We start from the raw sequence: 22714 nt of genomic DNA, 5'->3' as shown, positions 1-22714 counted from the left end.
TGTGGATAAACTGGCTGCTCCTGCATCGTCCTTGAAGCCAGCCTTCACAATGAGCGCTCAGCATCCTCTGCCCGCCGTGGTTGCCTTCGCGCGCGTCGCGCACCATGCCAGCTTCACCCGGGCCGCCGACGAGCTGGGCGTATCGCCCTCGGCGCTCTCGCAGACGGTGCGCGCGCTGGAGGCCCACCTTGGCGTGCGGCTGCTGCAACGGACCACGCGCCGGGTCGGCCTGACCGAGCAGGGCGCGCGCTTCCTGGCGCAGGTACGTGAGGGCCTGGCCCGGATCGATGCCGCGTTCGACGACCTGGACCAGCTGCGCGATGTCCCCGCCGGCAAACTGCGCATCAACGTGCCGAGGATCGCTGCCGAACTGCTGGTGCTGCCGCACCTGCCCGGCTTCCTGGCGCGTTATCCACAGATCGAGGTGGAGCTGTTCGTGGAGACCGCGCTGACCGATCTGGTCGCCGGCGGCTTTGACGCGGGGATCCGCTTGGGCGAAAGCCTGGCCCGCGGCATGATCGCAGTGCCGATCGGGCCGCTGGAACGCCAGGTGGTGGTGGCCACGCCGGATTATCTGGCCATGCATGGCGTGCCCGTGACCCCGGCCGACCTGGTCGGGCACGAGTGCATCGTGCACCGGCTCAGCACCGGACGGCGGATGGCGTGGGAGTTCACCGGCGAGGGGCGCGATTTCGAGGTCGAGGTCGCGGGCCGGCTGGTGTTCAACGATGCCGGGCTGATCCATGCGGCGGTCACCCGGGGTATGGGCCTGGCGCAGGGGTTCGAGGCGCTGTACGCCGGCGATGTGGCGGCCGGCCGCCTGCAGTGCGTGCTGCAGGACTGGCAGCAGCCGTTCGCCGGCTTCCACCTCTATTACCCGGCACGCGAGCAGATGGCGCCCAAGCTGCGGGTGTTCATCGACCATCTGCGTGAGGCGATGCGGCGCTGACGCGTGCGGCTCAGCCGGTGCCCGGCAGCAGGGCGCGTGCCCAGTCTGCCTGCGGTGGATGGCCCTGTGGATAGATCACCTGCGCATCCCCGGGGAAGCGCTTGCAGCACAACACGCCGTTGGCATCGAACAGACGCCAGCCCTGCGCCGCCGCTTCGGCCTCGGCGATGCGATGGCGCAGCCCAAGCACCAGGCTGGCGTGGCAGTCGAACAGGCACGTACGAAGATCGATCCGGTCCAGCGGCTGAAGCCCCGCGACAATGCGGGTCACGGCTGGATGGGCCAGATCGATGCGCCGGGTGTGCATGCCGAGCAGACGTTCGTCATGACCACTCAGGTGCTGCACGAAGTAGACAGGTGGCGGCATGGGTCCCCGCAGTGTTGCGCACGCGCCGGTGAGGCGACGTTGGACGATGGCGCCGATTGGACACCTCGCCGGTACGCAGGGGAATCTCAATGTTTGAATGAAAACCGAGCGTCGCGATGATGCTGCCTATCCGCGGCCGAACGCGGCGCGCCCTGTCGTCGTGCACCACGCTTGCCTGCAAGGGCTCAGCCGCTCACGCCCAGCCGCACACCGAAGCCGACCAGAAACACCCCTGCCACCCGCCTCAGCCAAAGCCCGACACGCGGGTGCTGCAGAATCCGACGGCGCAGCAGGTTGCCCACCCCGATCAGCACCGAGCAGTAGGCCAGCCCCATGCCGAAAATGATCAGCGCCATGGTCGCAAACGTCACCACGCCCTGGTGCCGTGCCGGATCGATGAACAACGGCAGGAAGGCCATGTAGAAGATGATCGCCTTCGGGTTGAGCAGGTTGATCAGTACCGCCTGGCGGAAGTAGTGGCCCGGCGTGAGGCGGATGCCACCTTCCTCGCCCTGGGCGCGCGGCTGGCGCAGCAGGCCGATGCCGATCCACACCAGGTACGCCGCGCCGAGGTACTGCACCGCGTGGAACACCAGCGGGTTGGCCTTGAGCAGCGCCGCTACGCCGGCCACCGCCAGCCACATCAGGATCTGGTCGCCCAGCAGCAGGCCGAACAGCGCCGTGTAACCGCCGCGCACGCCGCCGCGGCCGGTGGCGGTGAGCAGGGTGAAGGTGCCCGGGCCCGGCAGTGCCAGGAACACCAGCACGGCAGCAACAAAGGTCCACAGATCCTGGATGCCCATCCACGGCATGGCGGCGACTCGACGACGGGGGAGGAGCATTGTCCGGCAGCCGCGCGCCGGGCGATAGCGTCAGCGCGCGCCGGCCGGCAAGCCGGCGAGCAGCGGCTGCAGCCGTTGCGCGAACATCGCATGCAGCTGCCGGATCGCCGGCGAGAACTGCTTGCGGTGCGGGCACACCAGGTTCAACGGCAGGCTGTCGCCGGCCCCGTCCAGCAGCACCTGCAGGCGCCCGGCCTGCACATCGGCGCAGATATCCAGCCACGATTTGAACACGATGCCTTCTCCCGCCACTGCCCAGCGCCGGACCACGTCGGCATCGTCGCAGACCATGTTGCCGCGCACCGGGATCACCGTGCGCCGTCCATCGGCCTCGAAACTCCAGCGGTCATAGGCTCGCCCAGCCAGTTGATACAGCAGGCAGTGGTGCTCCTTCAGCGCCTCCAGGCTGTCCGGCGCACCGTGCCGGGCCAGGTAATCCGGTGACGCGGCCAGCACCCGGCGATTGCCGGGCAGCAGGGGCAGGGCGACATAGCTGGCGTTGTCGAAGCGGCCCAGGCGGAAGGCGATGTCGACCGGGTCGCGGAACACATCGGCAACCTGGTCGGACACCTGCAGGCGCAGCTGCAGCTTCGGATGCGCGGCGCGGAACTCGGTCAGCCATGGCAGCAGCAGGTTGCGGCCCAGATCCGAGGGTGCGGCCACCTGCAGCGTGCCGCGCAGTTCGGCATCTGCGCCCCGCACCCGGGCCTCGCCCTCGCGCAGCGCGGCCAGCACCTCCTGCGCATAGGGCAGGTACAGCGCGCCCTCGGCAGTCAGGCGCAGGCTGCGGGTGGAGCGCACGAACAGGCGCAGGTCCAGCTCGCGTTCCAGCCGCGCCACCGCCGCAGCGACCTGACCGGGCAGCAGGCCCGCCTCGCGCGCGGCGTTGGAAAAGCTGCCCAGCGCGGCGGTGCGGACAAACAGGGCGAGGTCATCGAACCGGACCATTTTCATTCCTGCAGTGAAAGTGCTGCCCGATTTTGCGCCTTTCTCTGCCAGGGCGTGAAGCGCAGGCTGTCCGTCTTCCCCAACGGATCTCCCCCGATGAAAGCCGTCGCCTATACCCAGCATGGCCTGCCGATCAGCGACCCCGCCGCGCTGGTGGACATCACCCTGCCGATCCCCACCCCCGGCCCGCGCGACCTGCGGGTCGAGGTCCGCGCGATCTCGGTAAACCCGGTCGATACCAAGGTCCGCACCGGCGTGGCGGTCACCGAGCCGCGCGTACTGGGCTTCGACGCAGTCGGCATCGTGGATGCGGTGGGCGACGCGGTGACGCTGTTCCAGCCCGGTGACGCGGTCTTCTACGCCGGCGCGATCGGCCGCGCCGGCAGCAATGCCGAGTACCAGCTGGTGGACGAGCGCATTGTCGGCCACAAGCCGGCCAGCCTGGACGATGCCGCCGCCGCGGCGTTGCCGCTGACCGCGATCACCGCCTGGGAGCTGCTGTTCGACCGTCTGCGCATCGCGGAAAACGGCGGCGAAGGGCAGACCCTGCTGGTGATCGGCGCCGCTGGTGGCGTCGGCTCGATCCTGGTGCAGCTGGCCCGCCAGCTGACCCGCCTGACCGTGATCGGCACCGCCTCGCGCCCGGATACCCAGGACTGGGTCTACGCGCTGGGTGCGCACCATGTGATCGACCACACCCAGCCGCTGGGCGAAGGCCTGCAGCGCCTGGGCATCGCCGAGGTCAGCCATGTGGCCAGCCTGACCCATACCGACCAGCACTACGATCAGATCGTTGCCGTGCTGGCGCCGCAGGGTCAGCTGGCGCTGATCGACGATCCCGGCCAGCTCGACGTGATGGCGCTCAAGCGCAAGAGCCTGTCGCTGCACTGGGAATCGATGTTCACCCGCTCCAGCTTCAACACGCCCGATGTGCAGCGCCAGCACGACCTGCTTGAGCGCGTCGCCGCGCTGATCGACGCGGGCGTGCTGCGCACCACGCTCGGCGAGCACTACGGCCGCATCAACGCCGCCAACCTGCGCCAGGCGCACGCCCTGATCGAGAGCCACCGCGCGCGCGGCAAGCTCGTGCTCGAAGGGTTCTGACGCAGCCAATGAGACCGCCGCGGCCTACACTTGGCGCATGCAAACCGAATTCCTCATCCTCGGCGGCCTGGTGTGTGCCGTCCTCGTGCTGCAGCTGCTCGCGCTGCTGCGGCGTTCCGGCCATGGCGACCTTGAACAGACCCTGCGCGAGGAAGCGCGGGTCGGCCGCAGCGAACTGCGCGAGCAGCTCGAAGGCCTGGGCCGCCAGCAGGATGCCCGGCTGGAAAGTTTCGCGCGCGCGCTGACCGATCTCTCCACCCGTACCGACCAGCGGCTGGACCTGCTGCGCGATGCGCTCGGTGAAGACGCGCGCAAGGCCCGCGAGGAAAGCACGCTCAGCCAGCAGCGCACCGGCGACCTGCTGGCCCTGCGCATGCAGGAAGTGCGTGCGCAGCTGGAAGCGTTCGGGCAACAGCAGCAGGCGCGCATCGAAGCGTTCGGCCAGCAGCTGGTGGAACTGACCACGCGTACCGACAGCCACATGGCCGCGCTGCGCCAGGCCCTGGCAGAAGACGCTCGCCTGGGCCGCGAGGAAACCGGGCAGTCGCAGCAGCGCCTGGCCGAATCGCTGGGCCTGCGCCTGCAGGAGATGACCCAGCGCAACGAGCAGCGTATCGGCGAGATGCGTGCCACGCTCGAGCAGCAGCTCAAGAGCCTGCAGAGCGACAACGCCGAGAAGCTCGACCAGATGCGCGTGACCGTGGACGAGAAGCTGCAGACGACCCTGGAGACCCGCCTGGGTGCTTCGTTCCAGTTGGTCTCCGAGCGGCTGGAGCAGGTCCAGCGCGGGCTCGGCGAAATGCAGCAGCTGGCCACCGGTGTGGGCGACCTCAAGCGCGTGCTGACCAACGTCAAGAACCGCGGCAGCTGGGGCGAAGTGCAGCTGGACAACATCCTCGAGCAGACGCTCACCCAGGAGCAGTACGCGCGCGGCGTCAAAGTACGCCCGGACAGCAACGAGATCGTCGATATCGCCGTGCGCCTGCCGGGCCGTGGCCATGAAGACACCCCGGTGTGGCTGCCGATCGATTCCAAGTTCCCGCGTGAGGATTACGAGCGCCTGCTCGATGCGCAGGAGCAGGGCGACGTCGAGGGTGTGCGGGTGCAGGGCGCGCAGCTGGAACGCGCGATCCGCATCCAGGCCAAATCGATCTGCGACAAGTACATCGCGCCGCCGCACACCACCGATTTCGCGGTGATGTTCCTGCCCACTGAAAGCCTGTACGCCGAAGTGATCCGGCGCCCTGGCCTGATCGACCTGCTGCAGCGCGACCATCGCGTGGTGGTGGCGGGCCCGACCACCGTCACCGCGTTGCTCAACAGCCTGCAGATGGGCTTCCGCACGCTGGCCATCGAACAGCGCTCCAGCGAAGTGTGGGGCTTGCTCGGTGCGGTCAAGAGCGAGTTCGGCAAGTTCGCCGGCATCCTGGAAAAAGCCGAGAAGCAGATCACCACGGTTGGCCGCAGCCTCGGCGAAGCCAGCCGCAAGACGCGCACCATCGAGCGCCGCCTGCGCAGCGTGGAAACGCTGGGCAGTGAACAGACCCAGGACCTGCTCGGCGACATGAGCGGCGAGGACGAGGACGTGGCAGGCGACGAGACCAGCCCCGCGCAGGAGTGAACGCCGACGCCGTGCATGCAGGTGATCGCGCATGCTGCGCGGCACGTCTTTTCCCTGCCGTCTTCAACCTTTCAAGGAACCGCCCATGCGTCTGACCCTGATGCTGTCCCTCCTGTTCGCCCTGGCCGGGTGCAGCAGCACACCGCCTGCCGATACCACCGCCGCCACGCCTGCCACGCCCAGCGCCGCCGAATGCACCGCCGCCGGTGGCAGCCTGCAGCCGCTGGGTCGCCTGCAGCGCGTGCAGTGTGTGGTGCCCTACGCGGATGCCGGCAAGGCCTGCAGCGCCAAGGCCGACTGCACCGGCCAGTGCCTGGCCACCGGCGATGCCGCACCGGGAACGGCCGCGCGTGGCGTCTGCCAGCGCGATGTCAGCCAGAACTTCGGCTGCCGCCAGCGCATCGATGGCGGTGTGGCGATGGGCACGATCTGCGTCGACTGACCGCCCCCCGGCACGGCTATGCTGTGCCTCCCCCGATCCAACGCAAGGAACCTGCCGTGAGCCAGACCGTCTACGACATCCCCGTGACCACCATCGAAGGTCAGCCGACCTCGCTGGCCGACTACCGCGGCAAGGTGCTGCTGGTCGTCAACGTCGCCTCCAAGTGTGGCCTGACCCCGCAGTACGAAGGCCTGCAGGCGCTGTACGCCGACAAGCAGGCCGCCGGCCTGGAAGTGCTGGGCTTCCCGGCCAACAACTTCCTGGCCCAGGAGCCGGGCAGCGAAGCGGATATCCAGCAGTTCTGCCAGCTGGAATACAACGTCAGCTTCCCGATGTTCGCCAAGATCAGCGTCGCCGGTGAGGACACCCATCCGCTGTACCAGCAGCTGACCGCCGCGCAGCCGGCCGCCACCGGCGAAGGCCCGATGCGCGAGAAGCTGCAGGGCGCCGTGGCCAAGTATCCGGAGCTGGTAGTCAACGCCGCCCCGGGCGTGCTGTGGAACTTCGAGAAGTTCCTGGTCGGCCGCGATGGTCAGGTCATCGCGCGCTTCGCCCCGGACGTGCCGGCCGATGACGCACGCCTGGTCGCGGCGATCGACGCCGCGCTGGCGGCCTGATCGGCGGACCCGGAAACACAAAAAAGCCCCGCTTCGGCGGGGCTTTTTCGTGGGGCTTCAGTTACCCCAGTTCGGCATCGGCATCGCATCGACCGGAATCGGTGCGGTGTCGTCGGCGTCCTTGCCGCGCGCGTGCTTGCCACGCAGGTCGTTCTCGATCTGGTAGTTGCGACGTTGCAGCCACGCATCGCGGGTGAGGGCGTACTCGTCCACGGCGTTGTCGCGGATGTCATCCAGCGCCATCAACTGCGATCGCATGTCCACCAGCTGCAGACCCTGAAGACCGATACGAATCTTGTCTTCTTCAATGGTACGGATCGGCGAGAGCGGAATGTCGCCCGCCAGGCCGAACACGTCGCGCACGGTACGCGGGCCGAAGAACGGCAGCTCCACATAGCGCGAGCCGCGCCAGCCCCAGGCACCCAGGGTCTGGCCGAAGTCCTCGCTGCGTCGCGGCACCATCGCCTTGCTGGCCGGATCGAACAAGCCACCCACGCCCAGCGTGGAGTTCATCAGGAACCGCCCCAGACTGTCCCACGCATCGCCAGGGCGACCCTGCAGCACCTGGTTGGTGATGGTCACCGGTGCCCGCAGATTGCTGAAGAAGTTGGTCACGCCGGTACGGGCGAAACGTGGCACCACACGCGTGTACGCAGTGGCAAGCGGTCGTGCCACGGCGCGGTCGACCACGTTGTTGAAACTGTGCACCTTGCGGTTGAAGGGTTCCCAGGGATCGTAGGCCGTACTGCCGCCTTCACTGCCCTCCGCGGTCGGGGCCGGGCCACCATACAGCGCGGCAAAATCGTCCTCGGCATTGGTCGGTGCGGTGCCGCCACTGACTGGCGCGGTGGCCGGGTCGGTGCCGGCCTGAGCAGCGGGGGGCGTCGTGTCGGCGACGATATCGGCCGGTACGGCATCGGCGTCGGCCGTCGCGGTCGTCGGTGCCGTCACGGGGGCGACCTCGACGCTGACCGGTGCGCTGTCGCGTGCGGGTTTGCCGGCACAGGCGCTCAAGGCCAGCGCCAGCACGAGGAGGGGGAGGGTGCGTATGACGTTCATGTCAGCTCGCCGCAGAAAGGGCATGGAAATCCAGGGTGGGTGCCAACCGGTAGGCGGCACTGAGGTCGGTGAAACCGTCCGGGCTGCCGACGATCGTCGGTGGGGTCCCGTCTGCACGCAGGCGTGCGGCCAGCTCGGCCAGCAGCGCCAGACCGGCGCTGTCGAGCCGGCTCACCGCCGCCAGATCCACCTGCTGCACGCCGTCCAGCGCGGTCAGCGAGGGCCACAGAGCCGTCACCGCCGCGCGGTCGAGCTCCCCGCTGAACACCAGCGAGGTGCCGTTGCGTTGCACGCTGGCGCTGTTACTTGCCACGCGGGGCCTGCCCGGCCTGCATGCTGCCGTTGCGCAGTTCGGTGGCGACCTGCTGGATCGACTTCTGGCGCAGCGGGGCGTCGAACTGGGTCTTGAAGGTCTGCACGTAGGAGATGCCTTCGATCATCACATCGAAGATCTTCCACTGGCCGTTGACGTTGCGCATCAGGTAGTCGACCGGGGTCGGCTCGCTGCCGGCGCGGATCAGCTCGGTGGACACGCGCACGCCACGGTTGCCCGGCAGCGGCGACTCGGTCTTCAGGCGGAAGGTCGGCTTGCCCTGGATCTCGAGCAGGGCCGAGCCGTAGCGCTGCATCAGGTTGTCGGCCATCGCATCGGCGAACAGCTTGACGTCGGCATCGGAGGCGCCGCGGCCGTGCACGCCCAGCACGAGGCGGGCGGCGTAGTCACGGTCGAAGGTCTTGTTGAGCTCGCTGTTGATGAAGTCACGCAGCACGGCCGGGTTGGCCCGGAACTCGGTGCGGCGCTGCTGCAGCGAGGTCAGGATGCGGGTGCTGGCGTCCATCACGGCCTTGCTGGCCTGGCCCTGCTGGGCGGCAGCGGCCGCCGGGGCGGCCTGGGCGAAGGAGAGAGAGGGCGTGGCGGCGAGCAGGGCCGAGGCCAGCAGTGCCGGGATCAGGGTCTTTTTCATGGTTGCGGTTCCGTTGCAGGCGCGGGCGCGCCGTTGCCATCGTGGGAGTCAGCGCCACCGGTGTTGGCCGGACCGCTGAACATGTACTTGCCGACCAGCTGCAGCAGGTCCACCGCCGGCTGGGTGAAGACGATCTCGTCGCCGGACTTGAGTACGTCCGGATCTCCGCCCGGCTGCAGTCCGATATAGCTCTCGCCGAGCAAACCGCTGGTGAAGATGCCGGCCGAGGTGTCGGCGGGCAGATCCTTGAACTTGCCGTCGAGCTTGAGGGTCACGATCGAGTCGAACTTCTGGGGATCCAGTTCGATGCCCGAGACCTGGCCGATGGTGACGCCGCCGATCTTGACCGGGGCCTGCTTGCGCAGCTGGCCGATCTGGGTGAAGCGCGCCTTGAGTTCGTAGCCGCTGCCACCGGTGCCCCACCGTTGATTGGTGGAGGCCACGGCCAGCACCAGCAGCGAGGCCAGCGCCAGCAGCAGGAACGCGCCGACGGAAAATTCGAGTCTGGGACCGCGGATGGCCATGGGATATCTCACTGTTCTTTGTCAGGTGCCTGGACAGGTGTCCGGGCGGGAAGTCTTTGCGTACCGACCAACGGTCGGTACCTACTGGAACATCATGGCGGACAGCACGAAGTTGAAGACCAGCACCAGCAGCGAGGCGTTGACCACCGCACGCGTGGTGGCGACCGAGGTGCCTTCGATGGTGGGTTCGGCATGGAAACCGACATAGGAGGCCACCAGGGCCGCCGTGCCGCCGAAGATCGCCGACTTCAGCATCGCCACGCCGAAGTCGTCCCAGAAGTCCACGCTGTTGCTCAGCGCCGACCAGAACACGCCATTGTCCAGGCCGAGCACGTGCACGGCCTCGAAGTAGCTGGCACTGATCGCCAGTGAACAGAAGATGCCGGTCAGCAGCGGCACGGTCAGTACCGCCGCCCAGAAGCGCGGGGCAACGACCTTGGCGACCGGGTCGATCGCCATCAGCTCCAGGGCCTTGATCTGGTCGGTGGCCCGCATCAGGCCCAGCTCGGCGGCGATCGAGCTGCCGGCGCGGCCGATGAACAGCAGCGCGGTCAGCACCGGGGCCAGTTCGCGGTACAGCGACAGGCCGAGCAGCGTGGACAAGGCATCGGCGGCACCGAAGGTGGTCAGCGTGCGGTAGCCCTGCAGGGTCAGCACCAGGCCCACGAAGGCACCGCCCACGGCGATGATCGGCAGCGAACGTGCACCGATCTTGTAGATCTCGCGGGTCAGCTCGGCCAGGAAATCGGCGGTCGGCAGCGAGCCGCGCAGCACCGTCAGCGAGAACAGGCCGGCGCGACCGAGCGAGCGGGTGGCGTCAACGAACGGCATCAGGCAACCCTCGCACGCGGTGCGGCATCGAAGGGGATCGGGCCGTCCGGCTCACCATGCAGGAACTGCCGCAGCAGCGGGTCCTGGCTGGATTCGAGCGCGGCCGGGCTGCCCTGGAACACGATGCCGCCGTTGGCGATCGCGATCACCTGGTCGCAGATCGGCAGGGTCTCGTGCACGTGGTGGCTGACGATGATGCTGGTCAGCCCCAGGCTGTGGTTGAGGCGCTGGATCAGGCTCATGATCACGCCCGAGGCGATCGGATCCAGCCCGGTCAGCGGCTCGTCGTAGATCATCAGCGGCGGGTCCAGTGCCAGCGCGCGGGCCAGGGCCACACGGCGCGCCATGCCGCCGGACAGCTCGCGCGGCCAGGCATCGGCAGCGGCCAGCAGGCCGACCGCATGCAGCTTCATCTGCACCAGGCGGCGCAGCACGGGCTTGGGCAGGCGGGTGTGGGTGCGCAGCGGCAGCGCCACGTTCTCGGCCACGGTCAGGTCGGTCAGCAGGCCGTTGCCCTGCAGCAGTACGCCTACGCTCTTGCGCATCTCCAACAGCGCGCGTGCGCCGGTCGGGATGGGCTGGCCGAACAGGGTGACCTCGCCGGCAACCGGCCGCAGCTCACCGGTCAGCGCGGCCAGCAGGGTGGACTTGCCACTGCCTGACGGGCCGAGCACGGCCGTGATGCTGCCGCGCGGAACGGTCAGCGAAACGTCGCGCAGGATCGTACGTCCGCCGCGGTCGATGCGGACGTTGGACAACTGCACCAGACTCTCTTCGGAAACCGTCATGAGCGCCATTAACAAAATTCCAACGTTGTAAGATCATGGTGAACGGCTGAACATAACCGAACTGCACCGTGCAGTATTGTCGCACGGGCAGGTGAGGGCAGCGCCCCGGCAACCAGGCCGTGGGCTGCAACACAGCGTGTCGGGCCGGTATCGGCCACGGGCTTTTCCGCGTCCGGACACCGGCCAGCGCTGCGTTCGTGCGCGGGCTGCGGCACACTCCTGCGATGACCGACGCCGCTTCAGACTTCCGCCTGTACCACTCCAACTCGCTCGATGTGCTGGCCGCCCTGCTGGCCACGACGCTGCGCACGCCCGTGCCGGGCCAATCGATCCTGGTGCCCGAGGTGGTCCTGATCCCGCAGGTCGCGATGCGCCGCTGGCTGCAATCGACCCTGGCGGCCGAGTATGGCATTGCCGCCAACCTGGAGTTCCTCACCCCCGGTGAGCTGGTCGCCCGCGCCCTCAACGCCAACGTGCCCGGCGAACATGACGATCTCAATGCCGAGGGCCTGCGCTGGAGGCTGTACGCCGCGCTGCGTGACCCGGTGCTGATGGCGCAGCCGCCGATGGCGGCCCTGCAGGCGTATCTGTCCGCGGCCGATCCGCTCAAGCCGTGGGCGCTGGCCGCCGAGCTGGCCTCGGTGTTCGAGAAGTACCAGGCCTGGCGCCGCGATTGGCTGCTGCGTTGGGAGGCCGGCGCGGCACCGAACGACCCGCAGGCGATCCTGTGGCGGCATATCGCCAGCGGCAAGCAGTACCGTGCGCGCCGCATCGATGCCTATCTCGCCCGTTTCGAGGGCGCTGGCCAACCGCTGCCGCAGGGCCTGCCGGCGCGGGTGTTCGCCTTCGCCACGCTCAACATCTCCCCGGACGTGCTGCGGGTGATGGCCACCCTGGCGCGGGTCGGCACGATGCACTTCTATCTGCCCACACCGACCCAGGCCTACTGGGGCGATCTGCAGACCCTGGGCGAGAAGCTGCGCAGCGGCGCGCCCGATCCGTTCGGCGAGGCGGCCGGCGAGAACCGCCTGCTGCAGGCCTGGGGCGCGGCGGGCCGCGACTTCATGGCGGTGCTGGGCAGCTACGAGGTCGTGCACCCCTCCGGTGAGATCGCCGCCTACGACGATCCCGAAGAGGACGCGCGCCCGGACATGGACGCCGGCGGCCTGTCCGACAGCCTGCTGCATCGCCTGCAGCGCGACCTGTTCCACCGCCGCGGGCAGCCCGCCGGGCCTCTGCGCGAGGCGCTGCGCTACGACGACCCGAGCCTGCAGGTGCATGCCTGCCATACCCGCCTGCGCGAACTGCAGGTGCTGCACGACCAGCTGCGCGGCCTGCTCCAGGACCCGCGCTTCGATCCGCCGCTGCAGGCGCGCGAGATCGCGGTGCTGGCGCCGGACATCGATCCCTACGTGCCCTACCTGGAAGCGGTGTTCGGCGGGCGCGGCGGCGGCGATGACCACATTCCCTATGCGCTGGCCGACACCAGCCCGCTGGCGGGTGAACCACTGGCCGATGTGTTCGTGCACCTGCTCGGGTTGCCGGTCTCGCGCTTCGGCTTGAACGAAGTGCTGGATCTGCTCGCCAGCGCGCCGCTGGCCGAAGCGGCCGGTCTGGATGCGGCGGCGTTTGACCGCCTGCACGACTGGCTGCAGGCCGCCGGCGCGCGCTGGGGGCTGGATGCCGCCCATCGCGGCCAGCACCAGGCCCCGGTCGATGACGCCTTCACCTGGCAGTTCGCACTTGATCGCCTGCTGCTCGGCCATGCCAGCGGCAGCGACGGCGATATCGCCGGGGTCGCGCCGTGGCCGGAGCTGGAAGGCAGCGCGCTGGATGCGCTGGACCGCCTGCTCGGCCTGCTGCGGGTGCTGGCGCGCTACCAGAAGGCGTTGGGAGAGGCGATGTCGCCCGGCCAGTGGCGGCAGCGTCTGCTGGCGCTGCTCGATGCGCTGCTGCCGGAGCCGCCGCAGGCCGCCAACAGCCAGCGCGCGCTGGAGCGGCTGCGCAAACTGATCAACGAGTTCGCCCGTGATGCGGATACCGCCGGCTTCGAGGGCGACGTGCCGCCGGAGGTGCTGCGCGCGCATTTCGCCGGCGTGCTCGCGCAGGCCGATACACGTGCGCCGCTGCTGACCGGCGGCGTCAGTTTCGGGCGGATGGTGCCGATGCGCCTGCTGCCGTTCCGGGTGATCTGCGTGCTCGGGCTGAACGATGGCGATTTCCCGCGCCGCGACCCGGCTGCGGGGCTCAACCAGCTCACCGCCGAACTGGGCACCGACAAGCGCCGGCATGGCGACCGCTCGCTGCGCGAGGACGACCGTTTCCTGTTCCTGCAGCTGTTCGCCTCGGCGCAGGACGTGTTCTACCTGAGCTACCTGGGCGCCGATCCGCGCGATGGCAGCGTGCGCGAACCGTCAGTATTGGTCAGCGAGCTGATCGATGCCGCTGCCGAGTACCACCTGGATCCGCCCGCGGCGGCCAAGCGGATGACGGTGCGGCACTCGCTGCAGCCGTTTGCACCGGCGGCCTTCGGTGGCGGTGAGGAACCGCGACGTTTCAGCTATCGCCAGCAATGGCACCCGGCCGCCGGCTCGCTTGGCGGCGCACGGCGTGCGCTGGCGCCCTGGTTCGCACGGCCACTGCCACCGATGGAGAGCGTGGTGGGCGAGGCGGAACTGAGCGTGGATGCGCTGCGTCGCTTCCTCACCGATCCGGCCAGCCAGTTCCTCTCGCAACGGCTCGGCCTGCGCCTGCCCGACGACGTGGACAACGCCGAGGATGTGGAGCCGTTGGTGATGGCGGCGCGCGGTGGCGATACCGTACTGCTGCAGCAGGCGGTGATCGAGGCCACCCTCGACGAGGATGCCGCGCCGTTGTACCCCCGGCTGCGCGCGCGTGCGCTGCTGCCCTCCGGTGCACTGGGGGAGCGTCAGTTCGCGCTGCTGCAGGCGCAGACCGAACCCTACGCACAGGCGCTGGCGCAGTGGCAGGCCGGTACCGCTGCCGGCAGCCGCCGCTACGAAGTGGATATCGACGGGGTGCGTCTGCACGGCCGCGTCGACGGCCTGCATCCGCATGGCCTGGTGCGCCTGCGCCCGGGCCCGCTCAATGGCCGCGCCGCGATCCGCCAGGGCCTGGACTGGCTGCTCGCCAACGCCGCCGGCGACCCACAGCCGCTGGTCCAGTTCCACGACGCGGGCGATGACGGGCTCGGCCCGCACACGCTGCCGCCGCTGGAGGCCGAACGTGCGCACGAGGTGCTGCGCCGCCTGCTGCAGCTGCGCAGCGAAGGGCTGCGCGCGCCGCTGTTGTACGGCCCGTCCACCGGCTGGGTGCTGTACACCGCCGCCGAGGCCAAGCGCGAAGCCGAAGGCCGCGCCAAGTGGCATGGCAGCGACCGGACCTGGGGCGAATCCACCGGCGCGGGCTACCAGCTCGCGCTGCGTGGCCATGATCCGTTCGCCAGCGCGGACAGCTACCGACACGTGCTGCACAACAGCTTCGTGGTGTTTACCGCGGTGCGCGAAGGCCGGGTATTCCCGGGCTTTGATGAGGAAGGAGCCCTGCGATGATCGACCATGACCTGCTCAACGATCCCTATCTGGCGCTGCCGCTGGAGGGCGTGCGCCTGATCGAGGCCAGCGCCGGTACCGGCAAGACCTTCACCCTGGCCACGCTGTTCACCCGGCTGGTGGTGGAGAAGGGCTGGCGCATCGGCCAGATCCTGGCGGTCACCTTCACCGATGCCGCGACGCAGGAACTGCGCAAGCGCATCCGCGAGCGCCTTGCCTTGGCCGCACAGCTGGTCGAGCGCGCACCGAGCGAACAGGACAGCCCGGAGGTCGTCCTGACCCGGGCGATCCTGCACCGCCAGCTCGCCCTCGGCGAAGAAACACCGGCCGCGCTGGCGCGCCGGCTGCAGACCGCGGCCGACGAAATCGACCTCGCCTCGATCTTCACCATCCATGGCTTCTGCACCCGCATGCTGCGTGAGCATGCCCTGGAGAGCGGACACACCTTCGATCCGCCGACCCTGCTGCCGAGCGAACGCGCGCTGCACGAGGAACTCGCCGCCGACCTGTGGCGCGTGCATGCCAACGACGCGGCCACGGTCGATGCGCTGACCTGGCTGTGGTCCTCGCCCGAGGCGCTGGCCGGCGATCTCACCACGCTGATCAAGCCGTTGCCGTTGCTGCCGGCGCGACCGACCCACACCTTCGACGACCCCGCGCCGCAGCTGCGGCTCGCCGCGGCCGCGCTGGCCGAGGCGATCGAGAGCCACGGCGAAGACGCGCAGGCGCAGATCGCCACCGCCTTCGATCGCAAGGTCTTCGACGGCCGTCGTGCCAAACGGCCGAGTTTCGACAAGGCCTTCGGCGAGCTGTTTGCCGGCCGCAGCGCGCAGCACTGGCCGCGCGGCGACAAGAGCCACCTGGGCAAACTGCTGCCGGTGCAGCTGCTGGCCTTCTGCAAGGACGGCATGGACGGCCAGTGCCCGGCGTCGCCGCTGTTCGATGCGTTGCAGGCCTGGTGGCATGCCGCCGATGCGCGCGAGCAGTGGCTGCGCCAGCAGGCCACCGCCTTCCTGCATGACCTGCGCGATGAAGCGCGTGCGCGCCTGGCCGAGCTCAAGCGGATCGGCCGCGTGCAGACCTACGATGACCTGATCGAGGGCGTCGCCGATGCACTCGACGGCCCGCATCGCGCCACCCTGGTGCAGCAGCTGCGGGCGCAGTACGCGATCGCGCTGGTGGACGAGTTCCAGGATACCGACGACCGCCAGTGGGGCATCTTCCAGCGCGTGTTCGGCGATTCGCGCGAGACCCGCGAGGCCGGCCTGGCACCGGCATTGTTCCTGATCGGTGATCCCAAGCAGGCGATCTACGGTTTCCGCGGCGGCGATATCCACACCTACCTCAAGGCCAAGCGGCAGGCCGATGCCGCGCCCGCGCTGGACCGAAACTTCCGCTCGCGCCCGGCGGTGCTGCACGCGATCGAAGCGCTGTACGCCAATGCCGGCGAACGCGCCTTCCTCGAAGCCGACATCGCCTTCGAGCCGGTGCACCCCGGCAGCACCCGCGTGGATGCGGATTTCCTGCGCGACGGGATTCCCGCACCCGGCCTGACCGTGCGCGTGCTGCACAACACCGAGGCCGGCGATCTCAAGGCCGATCCCTCGCGCCAGCAGGCCAGCGACGCCTGCGTGGCCGCGATCCACCAGATCCTCAGTGAGGCCCGGCAAGGGCGCGCGCTGCTGCGCGACGTGCCGGTACAACCCGGCGACATCGCGGTCCTGGTGCGCTCGCACAAGGAGGCCACGCGCATCCAGCAGGCGCTCGGTGCGGTGGGTATTCCCGCCGTCGCCGCGGGCAAGCAGAGCCTGTACGCCACACCCGAAGCGCACGACCTGCGCCTGCTGTTGCTGGCCCTGCTGCAACCGGCAGATGAAGGACGGCTGCGCGCGGCGCTGTCGACCGTGTTGCTTGGCGAAGATGCCGAGGCGATCGATGCGCTGGAGCGTGAAGGGGATGCACAACGCTCGTTCCAGGTGCGGCTGCTGGAATGGCGTGAGCGCTGGCAGCGCGGCGGCCCGTTCGCGGTGATCGCCGATCTGTGTGCCGAGCACGCCGAGCGCCTGCTCGGCCTGCTCGATGGCGAGCGCCGCTTGACCAACTACCTGCAGCTGGGCGAACTGCTGCAGCAGGCGGCCGGGCAGACGCTGGGCATGCACGGCCTGCTCGACTGGCTGCAGGTGCAGATGGCGCACGCCGACCAGAACGACGAACAGCAGCTGCTGCGCCTGGAATCGGATGCGCGCCGCGTGCAGATCATCACCCTGCACAAGAGCAAAGGCCTGGAGTATCCGCTGGTGTTCCTGCCGTTCGTGGGCATCGGGGGTGGCGCGCCGAACACCGAGGCCAACTGCACGGTGTACGCCAACGGCCGCCGCGAGTTGCACTGGAAGCTGGACAAAGATGACAGCTGGAGCGCGGCCAGCACGCGCAGCGCGCAGGAACAGGAGGCCGAAGACGCGCGCCTGCTCTACGTCGGGTTGACCCGCGCCGAGCACGCGCTGTGGATCGCCGCGGGTGATCTGGCCGGCCTGGCGAAGACCCGCCTGGCACCGATGCTGTCCAACATGGCCGCCCTGCGTGACCACCCGGACATCGCCGTGATCGAAGGCCCGGTGGAGACCCGGCCGGCACAGCTCGCCTTCGAACGCGAGGGCGAACTGCCGCCGGTACGCGCGCTCACCCGCCGCGTGCCGCACGATTGGTGGGTGTACAGCTTCACCCAGCTGGCGCATGCCGACGCCGGCCACGACACCGATGCCGCCGCGACCGAAGTGCCGGCCCCCGCGGCCGACGAACCGGCCGGCGTGGACCTCACCCTGGACGCCGAGCAACCGGCCGTGGCCAGCGACGAAGTCGACCCGCGTTTCATGGGCAGCCGCTTTGGCAATGTGCTGCACGATGCGCTGGAGAACACCGATTTCGCGCTGTGGGGCGGCTGGCAGGCCGGGCAGCCGGCCCCCGGCGAGGAAGCCGAGGTCCTGCGTGCTTCGCTGCGCGCCGAAGGCTATGCCGAGGAAGATCTGGACGATGGCGTGGCCATGTTGACCGCGCTGGTCGGCCAGACCCTGACCGTGCCCCTGCCGGAAGGCGGCGCACTGCACGACCTGCCGGCCGATGCACGCCGTGCCGAGATCGAGTTCCACTTCGCGATGCAGCCGACCGCCGTTCCAGCGCTGCTGAGCCTGCTGCACGCGCACGGACTGGTGCGTGACCGCCATGGCTTCGGCACCCGCCGGCGGCTGGAGGGCCTGATGACCGGCAAGATCGACCTCACCTACGTGCGCGCGGACCGCTGGTACGTGCTTGATTACAAATCCAATCGCCTGCCCGGCTACGACGCAGCCCGGCTGGCCAGCGCCATGCAACACAGCGAGTACGACCTGCAGGCGCTGATCTACACCGTGGCACTGCATCGCTGGCTGCGCTTCCGGCTGGGCGCGCAGTACGACTACACCCGTGACATGGGCGGCATCCGCTATCTGTTCTGCCGCGGCCTGGATGCAGGCCGCGAGGACAGTCCCGGCCTGTATGCGCATCGCTTCGATCCGGTCCTCGTGGATGCGCTGGATGCGCTGTTCGCCGGTGGCGAACACGCCCAGGCCCGCATGGCCGCCCGCGCACGGGGGGACGCATGAGCCTGCTTACCACGCTGTACCGCGGCAATGCGCTGCGCACACTCGATCACGCGCTGGCGCAGAGCCTGCGCCGGTTGCGCCCGGACACGCCCGAGCCGGTGCTGCTCGGTGCTGCACTGGCCTCGCTGGCGGTCTCGGAAGGCCATGCCGGCCTGGATCCGAGCCAGCCGCAGCGGCTGATCGATGCAGAGATCGAGTGGCCCGCGCCCGAGGGTTGGTTGGCGCAGCTGCGCAGCTCGCCGTGGGTGGAGGTGCCGGATGCAGATGACGCGGTCTCCGGCGATGCACCGCTGGTGTTGGAGAACGGGCTGCTCTATCTGCGCCGCTACCGCGAATACGAGCGGCGGCTTGCCGCGGGCCTGCAACGCATCGCCACGCATCCGCTGGCCGAGGCCGATCCCGGCCGTCTGGCCACCCTGTTTGGCCAGTTGTTCCCGCAGGCGCGCGAGGGGATGGATCACCAGGCCCGTGCGGCGGCCGTCGCCCTGTGCCATCCGCTGGTGCTGGTGACCGGCGGCCCCGGCACCGGCAAGACCACCACCATCGCGCGGCTGCTGGTACTGCTGGCCGCACAGGCGGTGCAGGCGGACCAGGCATTGCCACGGGTCGCGCTGGCCGCGCCGACCGGCCGTGCCGCCGAACGCATGGCCGAGAGCCTGCGCCTGGCCGTGCAGCGGCTGCGGCTGGTCGGCATCGCGCCGGCCCTGTGTGATGCGATGCCGAGCACCGGCACTACCCTGCATCGCCTGCTCGGGGTGATCCCGGATTCGCCGCGCTTCCGCCATCACGCCGACAACCCGCTGCCGTATGACGTGGTGGTGGTGGACGAGGCCTCGATGATCGATCTGCCGTTGATGACCAAGCTGGTCGAGGCGGTCGCCGATGGCAGCCGGCTGGTGCTGCTCGGCGATCCGGATCAGCTGCCCTCGGTGGAAGCCGGCGATGTGCTCAGTGCGATCCTGCGTGCCAGTGGCGATGGGCTGGGCACGCAGGCCGACGACGCGCAGGCATTACGCGCGCTGCTCGCGCCCGACGCGCTGCAACCGCTGGCACCGCCACGCCGGTTCGCGGGCCGGCGCGTGCAGCTGCAGCGCGGCTACCGGCAGACCGACGCGCTCGATCTGGCGCCGCTGGCGCATGCCGTGCGCGAGGGCAACAGTGCCACCGCACTTGCCCTGTTACGCGCGGGCACGCTGGCCGGTGTGCACTTCCACGAGGACCAGAGCGACCCGCTGCAGCATCATCGCGAGCACCTGCTCGGGCATTGGCGTGGCCTCGGCGAAGCCGCCGATCCCGGTCAGGCGCTGGCCAATGCCGGCCGCATCCGCCTGCTTACCGCCGTGCGCGAAGGCCCCCAGGGTGCGCGCGGGCTCAACGCGCGCATCGAAGCACTGCTGGCCGGTGTGCCGCGGCCGGGCATGGCGCCGGGCTATTTCCACGGTCGGCTGCTGCTGATCACTGAAAACAGCTACCGGCACCGCCTGTTCAACGGCGACATCGGCATCTGCCTGATTGATCGGCACGGCAGCGTCACGGCATGGTTCCCCGGCGAGACGCCGGACCAGCCGCGCGGCTTCCACCCGGGTGCGTTGCCCGCTCATGAGAGTGCGTTCGCGATGACCGTGCACAAGGCACAGGGCTCGGAGTTCGATGAGGTCTGGCTGCAGCTGCCGCGGCGCGACAACCGCGTGCTGTCGCGCGAGCTGATCTACACGGGTATGACCCGTGCGCGGCAGTCGCTGCACGTGCTCGGCAGTGCGGAAGTGTTGGAAGCCGCGTTGGCGCGGCATGCCAGCCGTTTGTCGGGCCTGGCGGCGCGCCTGCAAGGCGGCCAGGGCGACGCAGTAGCCGACGCCGTCGTGACGGCGCCGGCCCAGGGGCAGTTGTTCTAGCCCCGCGTCCGGTTTTACTCCGGAATCACCACGGTGCCATCGGGGAACACGATGGCACCGTCACCGCTGACATCGAAGAAGCCCAGCTGGTGGGTGTTGGCCAGCACCTGCACCAGGCCGTGCGCGTTCTCGGCCACCTCGTCATCGAACGAGGCATAGACCACGTGCTGGCCGATACTGTAATCGGTCACTTCCGGGCGGTCATCTTCCTCATCGGACAGCGGGCCGTCCATCGGCGGGTAGTGCTCGGCGAGCGCGGCGAAGAACGCCTGAAGCGCCGGCACCGACACCTTGGGGTCGTCGTAGTCGTGCGTCTCGTTCCATTCGGTCTGCGCGTCGTACCACTGCAGGAAGGCCTCGGCCTCGCGCGGGGCGACGGCGGGGTCGAACACCATCAGGTCGTAACTCATCGGAAATCACCTTGATCCATGCGCAAATGCATGCGTCAGGATAGCCCTGATCGGTGTGGGCCGGCCGGTCTGCGGCCAGGCCGGTTCAGCGCGGCGCGGGCAGGCCGGGTGACGCTGCGGGGGTCTCGGCAGGGGTATCGACCACCGGCGCGTCGGGGAACAGGGCATAGCGCAGCCCGATCAGGCCCATCAGCGCCTCATCGCGGGCCTTGCCGGCCGCCACGGTCTGCACGCGCTTGAGCGAGGCCTCCAGCCGGGCCTGCAGCCCGGTGGGGGCGGGCACCGGCCGGCGCTGCGCGGCCTGGGCGCGGTAATGGCGGGCGGTATCGTCCAGGATCGCGTCGATCGCGGCCACGCTGGCCGGCGGCAGGCCGTGCCGTGAGCGGCGCAGCTGCAGGATGTTCAGGCCGATCCGCGCCTCGGTGAGCATGTCCACCGAGGCGATATCGCTGCCTTCCGGCGTCGCCGCCAGCCGCGGTGCCAGCAGGCCGAGCAGATCGAGCATGCGTGCGGCGAACTGCTGGCGGTCCTGCTGGCCACGGCCCTCGGCTGCATCGGCCAGCGTGTTCCAGCCCTGGCGCACCAGCCGGCGTGCGGTCCACTCGGCACCCACCGAGCGGAACAGCCGCGTCATCACCACCGCAAAGCCAATGCCGATGAACATCGCCACGGCAGAATTGATGAAGCTCTGGATGTTGGCGCTGTAGGTGTTCTGCACGTTCAACAGCGCGACCAGATTCACCGTGAGCGGCAGACCGATCAATGCGGTCTTGGGCCGATGCAGCAGCAGGCCCAGCGGCAGGAAGATCACCGCCAGCACCAGCACCAGGCTGCCGAAGTCGTGCACGGCCGGGAAGATCCCGAACAGGTACACGCCGGCCACCAGGCTGGCCACGATCGCCCAGAGCAGGAAGGACAGCATGCTTGGCGCCGGATCATCCTGCGCGGCGAAGAATGCGGCAGCCACCGCGGCCATCATCGCGCCGTTGCCGCCGCCCTCCCAGCCGAGCCCGATCCACAGCACGCAGTACGTCATCAGGGCGACGCCGGCACTGGCGGCCGAGAACAGCGCCATGCCGTAGTCCACGTGGCGCACGTGGTCCACGCGCTGGGTGCGCACGCGGTAGTGCGCGGTATCGCTCGGCGCGGTGCCGGCATCGATGGCGGCGTGCAGGGTGGTGCAGTCCTGCCAGAGGTCCACCAGTTCTTCCAGGCGCAGCAGCAGGGTCACCAGCAGCAGGTGATCCAGCTCGCCGTCCACCGCCGGCTTGAGCGCGACGATGCGGGCGCGCAGTGTGGCGTACGTGCTGGCGCTGGAGCGGCCGGGCTGCTCCAGCCACTGCGCCAGATCGGCGATCAGCGTCTCCAGCCCAGGCGGCAGCGCACGGCCACCCGCGCGCAGCGCCCCCAGCCGGTCGGCGATCGAGGAGAGCACCGGCAGCATCAGCAGCATGCGCTCGCGCAGTCGCTCCATCGAGACCGCCGCACCGGCATGGCGCGGGTCGTCGCGACGCATGAATTCGATCAGCGCCTCGAACTGGACCAGATCGGCGGCCAGCCGGTTGCGCGGGCCATGCGCGTGGCCGCGCGTCAGGATCTGCCGGCACCAGTCGGCGGCATCGCCCATCCAGTTGCCGATCCGCGCGCGCAGCATCGGCCGCACCGAGGCCGGGAAGAACAGTGAGGCAAACAGCACCGCCACCACCGTGCCGAGGATGATCTCCTCGCTGCGCGCCACTACGGTGTCGAAGATGGTGTCCGGCGAGGTCACCGCCGGGAAGCCGATGAAGGCGGTGGTGTACCCGGCCAGCAGGAACGCGTAGCCGCGCGGGCCACGGTTGAGCAGCGCGATGAACAGACACCCCGACAGCCACAGCGACATCGCCGCGCTCAGCAGCAGCGGCGTTTCCACCAGGTGCGGCAGCATCCACAGTGTCGCCGCACCGGCGATCAGCGTGCCGAGGATGCGGTAGGCGCCCTTGGCACGGGTCGGGCCCAGCATCGGCTGGGTCACGATGTAGACCGTGGCCATCGCCCAGTACGGCCGCGAAAGATTGCCGGCCAGGCCGATGTACAGCGCCGCGATCGCCGCCAGGAAGGTTTTGACCGAGAACAACCAGGCCTGTCTGTCCAGCAGCAGCATGG

The 22714-nt window shown here is 69.3% G+C and carries 18 protein-coding genes and 1 pseudogene; 8 read left to right on the top strand and 11 right to left on the bottom strand.

Going from position 1 to position 22714, the window contains the following annotated elements:
- Window positions 1-49 precede the first annotated feature (49 nt).
- Window positions 50-949 carry a LysR family transcriptional regulator gene (locus AC1DIQ_RS12245; protein ID WP_121043699.1) on the top strand — a complete coding sequence of 300 codons (900 nt, stop codon included), beginning with the start codon at window positions 50-52 and terminating at the stop codon, window positions 947-949.
- 10 nt (window positions 950-959) lie between these two features.
- Here AC1DIQ_RS12245 and AC1DIQ_RS12240 read toward each other — a convergent pair whose 3' ends face one another.
- The 3 genes and pseudogenes from AC1DIQ_RS12240 to AC1DIQ_RS12230 form a co-directional block, all read right to left on the bottom strand.
- Window positions 960-1316 (bottom strand): hypothetical protein, encoded by a 357-nt coding sequence (locus tag AC1DIQ_RS12240; RefSeq protein WP_121043696.1) that lies wholly within the window; start codon window positions 1314-1316, stop codon window positions 960-962.
- A 185-nt stretch (window positions 1317-1501) separates the two neighbouring features.
- Window positions 1502-2128 (bottom strand): leucine efflux protein LeuE, encoded by a 627-nt coding sequence (gene leuE, locus AC1DIQ_RS12235; RefSeq protein ID WP_461770314.1) that lies wholly within the window; start codon window positions 2126-2128, stop codon window positions 1502-1504.
- Between the two features lie 16 nt (window positions 2129-2144).
- Window positions 2145-3112 (bottom strand): annotated as a pseudogene (locus AC1DIQ_RS12230) (LysR family transcriptional regulator); the annotation flags it as partial.
- A 90-nt stretch (window positions 3113-3202) separates the two neighbouring features.
- Here AC1DIQ_RS12230 and AC1DIQ_RS12225 point away from each other — a divergent pair.
- The 4 genes from AC1DIQ_RS12225 to AC1DIQ_RS12210 all read left to right on the top strand — a co-directional run bounded on the left by AC1DIQ_RS12225 (window position 3203) and on the right by AC1DIQ_RS12210 (window position 6890).
- On the top strand, window positions 3203-4210 hold the full coding sequence (locus AC1DIQ_RS12225; protein WP_478050123.1) for a zinc-binding alcohol dehydrogenase family protein: 1008 nt from the start codon (window positions 3203-3205) through the stop codon (window positions 4208-4210).
- A gap of 37 nt (window positions 4211-4247) precedes the next feature.
- Window positions 4248-5831 (top strand): DNA recombination protein RmuC, encoded by a 1584-nt coding sequence (locus AC1DIQ_RS12220; protein WP_478050122.1) that lies wholly within the window; start codon window positions 4248-4250, stop codon window positions 5829-5831.
- 85 nt (window positions 5832-5916) lie between these two features.
- Window positions 5917-6273, top strand: a complete 357-nt coding sequence (locus tag AC1DIQ_RS12215; RefSeq protein WP_152152814.1) for a hypothetical protein — start codon at window positions 5917-5919, stop codon at window positions 6271-6273.
- Between the two features lie 56 nt (window positions 6274-6329).
- Window positions 6330-6890: a glutathione peroxidase gene (locus AC1DIQ_RS12210; RefSeq protein ID WP_121043679.1), complete on the top strand. Its 561-nt coding sequence runs from the start codon at window positions 6330-6332 to the stop codon at window positions 6888-6890.
- A gap of 57 nt (window positions 6891-6947) precedes the next feature.
- On the opposite strand, the gene AC1DIQ_RS12205 is transcribed toward AC1DIQ_RS12210, so the two are convergent.
- The 6 genes from AC1DIQ_RS12205 to AC1DIQ_RS12180 form a co-directional block, all read right to left on the bottom strand.
- Window positions 6948-7949 (bottom strand): MlaA family lipoprotein, encoded by a 1002-nt coding sequence (locus tag AC1DIQ_RS12205; RefSeq protein WP_152152848.1) that lies wholly within the window; start codon window positions 7947-7949, stop codon window positions 6948-6950.
- Between the two features lies 1 nt (window position 7950).
- Complete coding sequence (locus tag AC1DIQ_RS12200; RefSeq protein ID WP_121043673.1) at window positions 7951-8262, bottom strand: STAS domain-containing protein; 312 nt, start codon at window positions 8260-8262, stop codon at window positions 7951-7953.
- A complete protein-coding gene (locus tag AC1DIQ_RS12195; RefSeq protein WP_121043669.1) occupies window positions 8252-8914 on the bottom strand; it encodes an MlaC/ttg2D family ABC transporter substrate-binding protein in 663 nt (220 codons plus the stop codon). Before AC1DIQ_RS12195 ends, AC1DIQ_RS12200 begins: the two co-directional genes overlap by 11 nt.
- Window positions 8911-9438: an outer membrane lipid asymmetry maintenance protein MlaD gene (gene mlaD / locus AC1DIQ_RS12190; RefSeq protein WP_019183994.1), complete on the bottom strand. Its 528-nt coding sequence runs from the start codon at window positions 9436-9438 to the stop codon at window positions 8911-8913. The genes AC1DIQ_RS12195 and mlaD overlap by 4 nt, the downstream gene beginning before the upstream one ends.
- 81 nt (window positions 9439-9519) lie before the next feature.
- On the bottom strand, window positions 9520-10269 hold the full coding sequence (locus AC1DIQ_RS12185) for an MlaE family lipid ABC transporter permease subunit (RefSeq protein ID WP_019183993.1): 750 nt from the start codon (window positions 10267-10269) through the stop codon (window positions 9520-9522).
- On the bottom strand, window positions 10269-11057 hold the full coding sequence (locus AC1DIQ_RS12180; RefSeq protein ID WP_019183992.1) for an ABC transporter ATP-binding protein: 789 nt from the start codon (window positions 11055-11057) through the stop codon (window positions 10269-10271). The genes AC1DIQ_RS12185 and AC1DIQ_RS12180 overlap by 1 nt, the downstream gene beginning before the upstream one ends.
- 224 nt (window positions 11058-11281) lie before the next feature.
- On the opposite strand from AC1DIQ_RS12180, the gene recC reads away from it, so the two are divergent.
- The 3 genes from recC to recD are packed head-to-tail and all read left to right on the top strand — an operon-like array spanning window position 11282 to window position 20159.
- Window positions 11282-14629, top strand: a complete 3348-nt coding sequence (gene recC, locus AC1DIQ_RS12175) for an exodeoxyribonuclease V subunit gamma (protein ID WP_478050121.1) — start codon at window positions 11282-11284, stop codon at window positions 14627-14629.
- A complete protein-coding gene (gene recB / locus AC1DIQ_RS12170; protein WP_478050120.1) occupies window positions 14626-18267 on the top strand; it encodes an exodeoxyribonuclease V subunit beta in 3642 nt (1213 codons plus the stop codon). The genes recC and recB overlap by 4 nt, the downstream gene beginning before the upstream one ends.
- The gene (gene recD, locus AC1DIQ_RS12165; protein ID WP_461769723.1) at window positions 18264-20159 is read left to right on the top strand and encodes an exodeoxyribonuclease V subunit alpha; all 1896 of its coding nucleotides are present in this window, start codon (window positions 18264-18266) and stop codon (window positions 20157-20159) included. Before recB ends, recD begins: the two co-directional genes overlap by 4 nt.
- A 14-nt stretch (window positions 20160-20173) precedes the next feature.
- On the opposite strand, the gene AC1DIQ_RS12160 is transcribed toward recD, so the two are convergent.
- Both AC1DIQ_RS12160 and AC1DIQ_RS12155 read right to left on the bottom strand, forming a co-directional pair.
- Window positions 20174-20569: a hypothetical protein gene (locus AC1DIQ_RS12160; RefSeq protein WP_088435243.1), complete on the bottom strand. Its 396-nt coding sequence runs from the start codon at window positions 20567-20569 to the stop codon at window positions 20174-20176.
- A gap of 85 nt (window positions 20570-20654) precedes the next feature.
- On the bottom strand, window positions 20655-22712 hold the full coding sequence (locus AC1DIQ_RS12155; RefSeq protein ID WP_461769722.1) for an FUSC family protein: 2058 nt from the start codon (window positions 22710-22712) through the stop codon (window positions 20655-20657).
- Window positions 22713-22714: the final 2 nt, after the last annotated feature.

This window comes from Stenotrophomonas sp. 05L413 (assembly GCF_056397945.1).
The sequence above is the reverse complement of the archived record's forward strand: the minus strand, read 5'-3'. Positions and strand labels throughout refer to the sequence as shown.

Excerpts from the sequence above, each read along its gene's own strand:
- AC1DIQ_RS12245 (WP_121043699.1), top strand. The coding sequence starts at position 50 with ATGAGCGCTCAGCATCCTCTGCCCGCCGTGGTTGCCTTCGCGCGCGTC.
- AC1DIQ_RS12240 (WP_121043696.1), bottom strand. The coding sequence starts at position 1,316 with ATGCCGCCACCTGTCTACTTCGTGCAGCACCTGAGTGGTCATGACGAA.
- leuE (WP_461770314.1), bottom strand. The coding sequence starts at position 2,128 with ATGCCGTGGATGGGCATCCAGGATCTGTGGACCTTTGTTGCTGCCGTG.
- AC1DIQ_RS12225 (WP_478050123.1), top strand. The coding sequence starts at position 3,203 with ATGAAAGCCGTCGCCTATACCCAGCATGGCCTGCCGATCAGCGACCCC.
- AC1DIQ_RS12220 (WP_478050122.1), top strand. The coding sequence starts at position 4,248 with ATGCAAACCGAATTCCTCATCCTCGGCGGCCTGGTGTGTGCCGTCCTC.
- AC1DIQ_RS12215 (WP_152152814.1), top strand. The coding sequence starts at position 5,917 with ATGCGTCTGACCCTGATGCTGTCCCTCCTGTTCGCCCTGGCCGGGTGC.
- AC1DIQ_RS12205 (WP_152152848.1), bottom strand. The coding sequence starts at position 7,949 with ATGAACGTCATACGCACCCTCCCCCTCCTCGTGCTGGCGCTGGCCTTG.
- AC1DIQ_RS12195 (WP_121043669.1), bottom strand. The coding sequence starts at position 8,914 with ATGAAAAAGACCCTGATCCCGGCACTGCTGGCCTCGGCCCTGCTCGCC.
- mlaD (WP_019183994.1), bottom strand. The coding sequence starts at position 9,438 with ATGGCCATCCGCGGTCCCAGACTCGAATTTTCCGTCGGCGCGTTCCTG.
- AC1DIQ_RS12185 (WP_019183993.1), bottom strand. The coding sequence starts at position 10,269 with ATGCCGTTCGTTGACGCCACCCGCTCGCTCGGTCGCGCCGGCCTGTTC.
- AC1DIQ_RS12180 (WP_019183992.1), bottom strand. The coding sequence starts at position 11,057 with ATGACGGTTTCCGAAGAGAGTCTGGTGCAGTTGTCCAACGTCCGCATC.
- recC (WP_478050121.1), top strand. The coding sequence starts at position 11,282 with ATGACCGACGCCGCTTCAGACTTCCGCCTGTACCACTCCAACTCGCTC.
- recB (WP_478050120.1), top strand. The coding sequence starts at position 14,626 with ATGATCGACCATGACCTGCTCAACGATCCCTATCTGGCGCTGCCGCTG.
- recD (WP_461769723.1), top strand. The coding sequence starts at position 18,264 with ATGAGCCTGCTTACCACGCTGTACCGCGGCAATGCGCTGCGCACACTC.
- AC1DIQ_RS12160 (WP_088435243.1), bottom strand. The coding sequence starts at position 20,569 with ATGAGTTACGACCTGATGGTGTTCGACCCCGCCGTCGCCCCGCGCGAG.
- AC1DIQ_RS12155 (WP_461769722.1), bottom strand. The coding sequence starts at position 22,712 with ATGCTGCTGCTGGACAGACAGGCCTGGTTGTTCTCGGTCAAAACCTTC.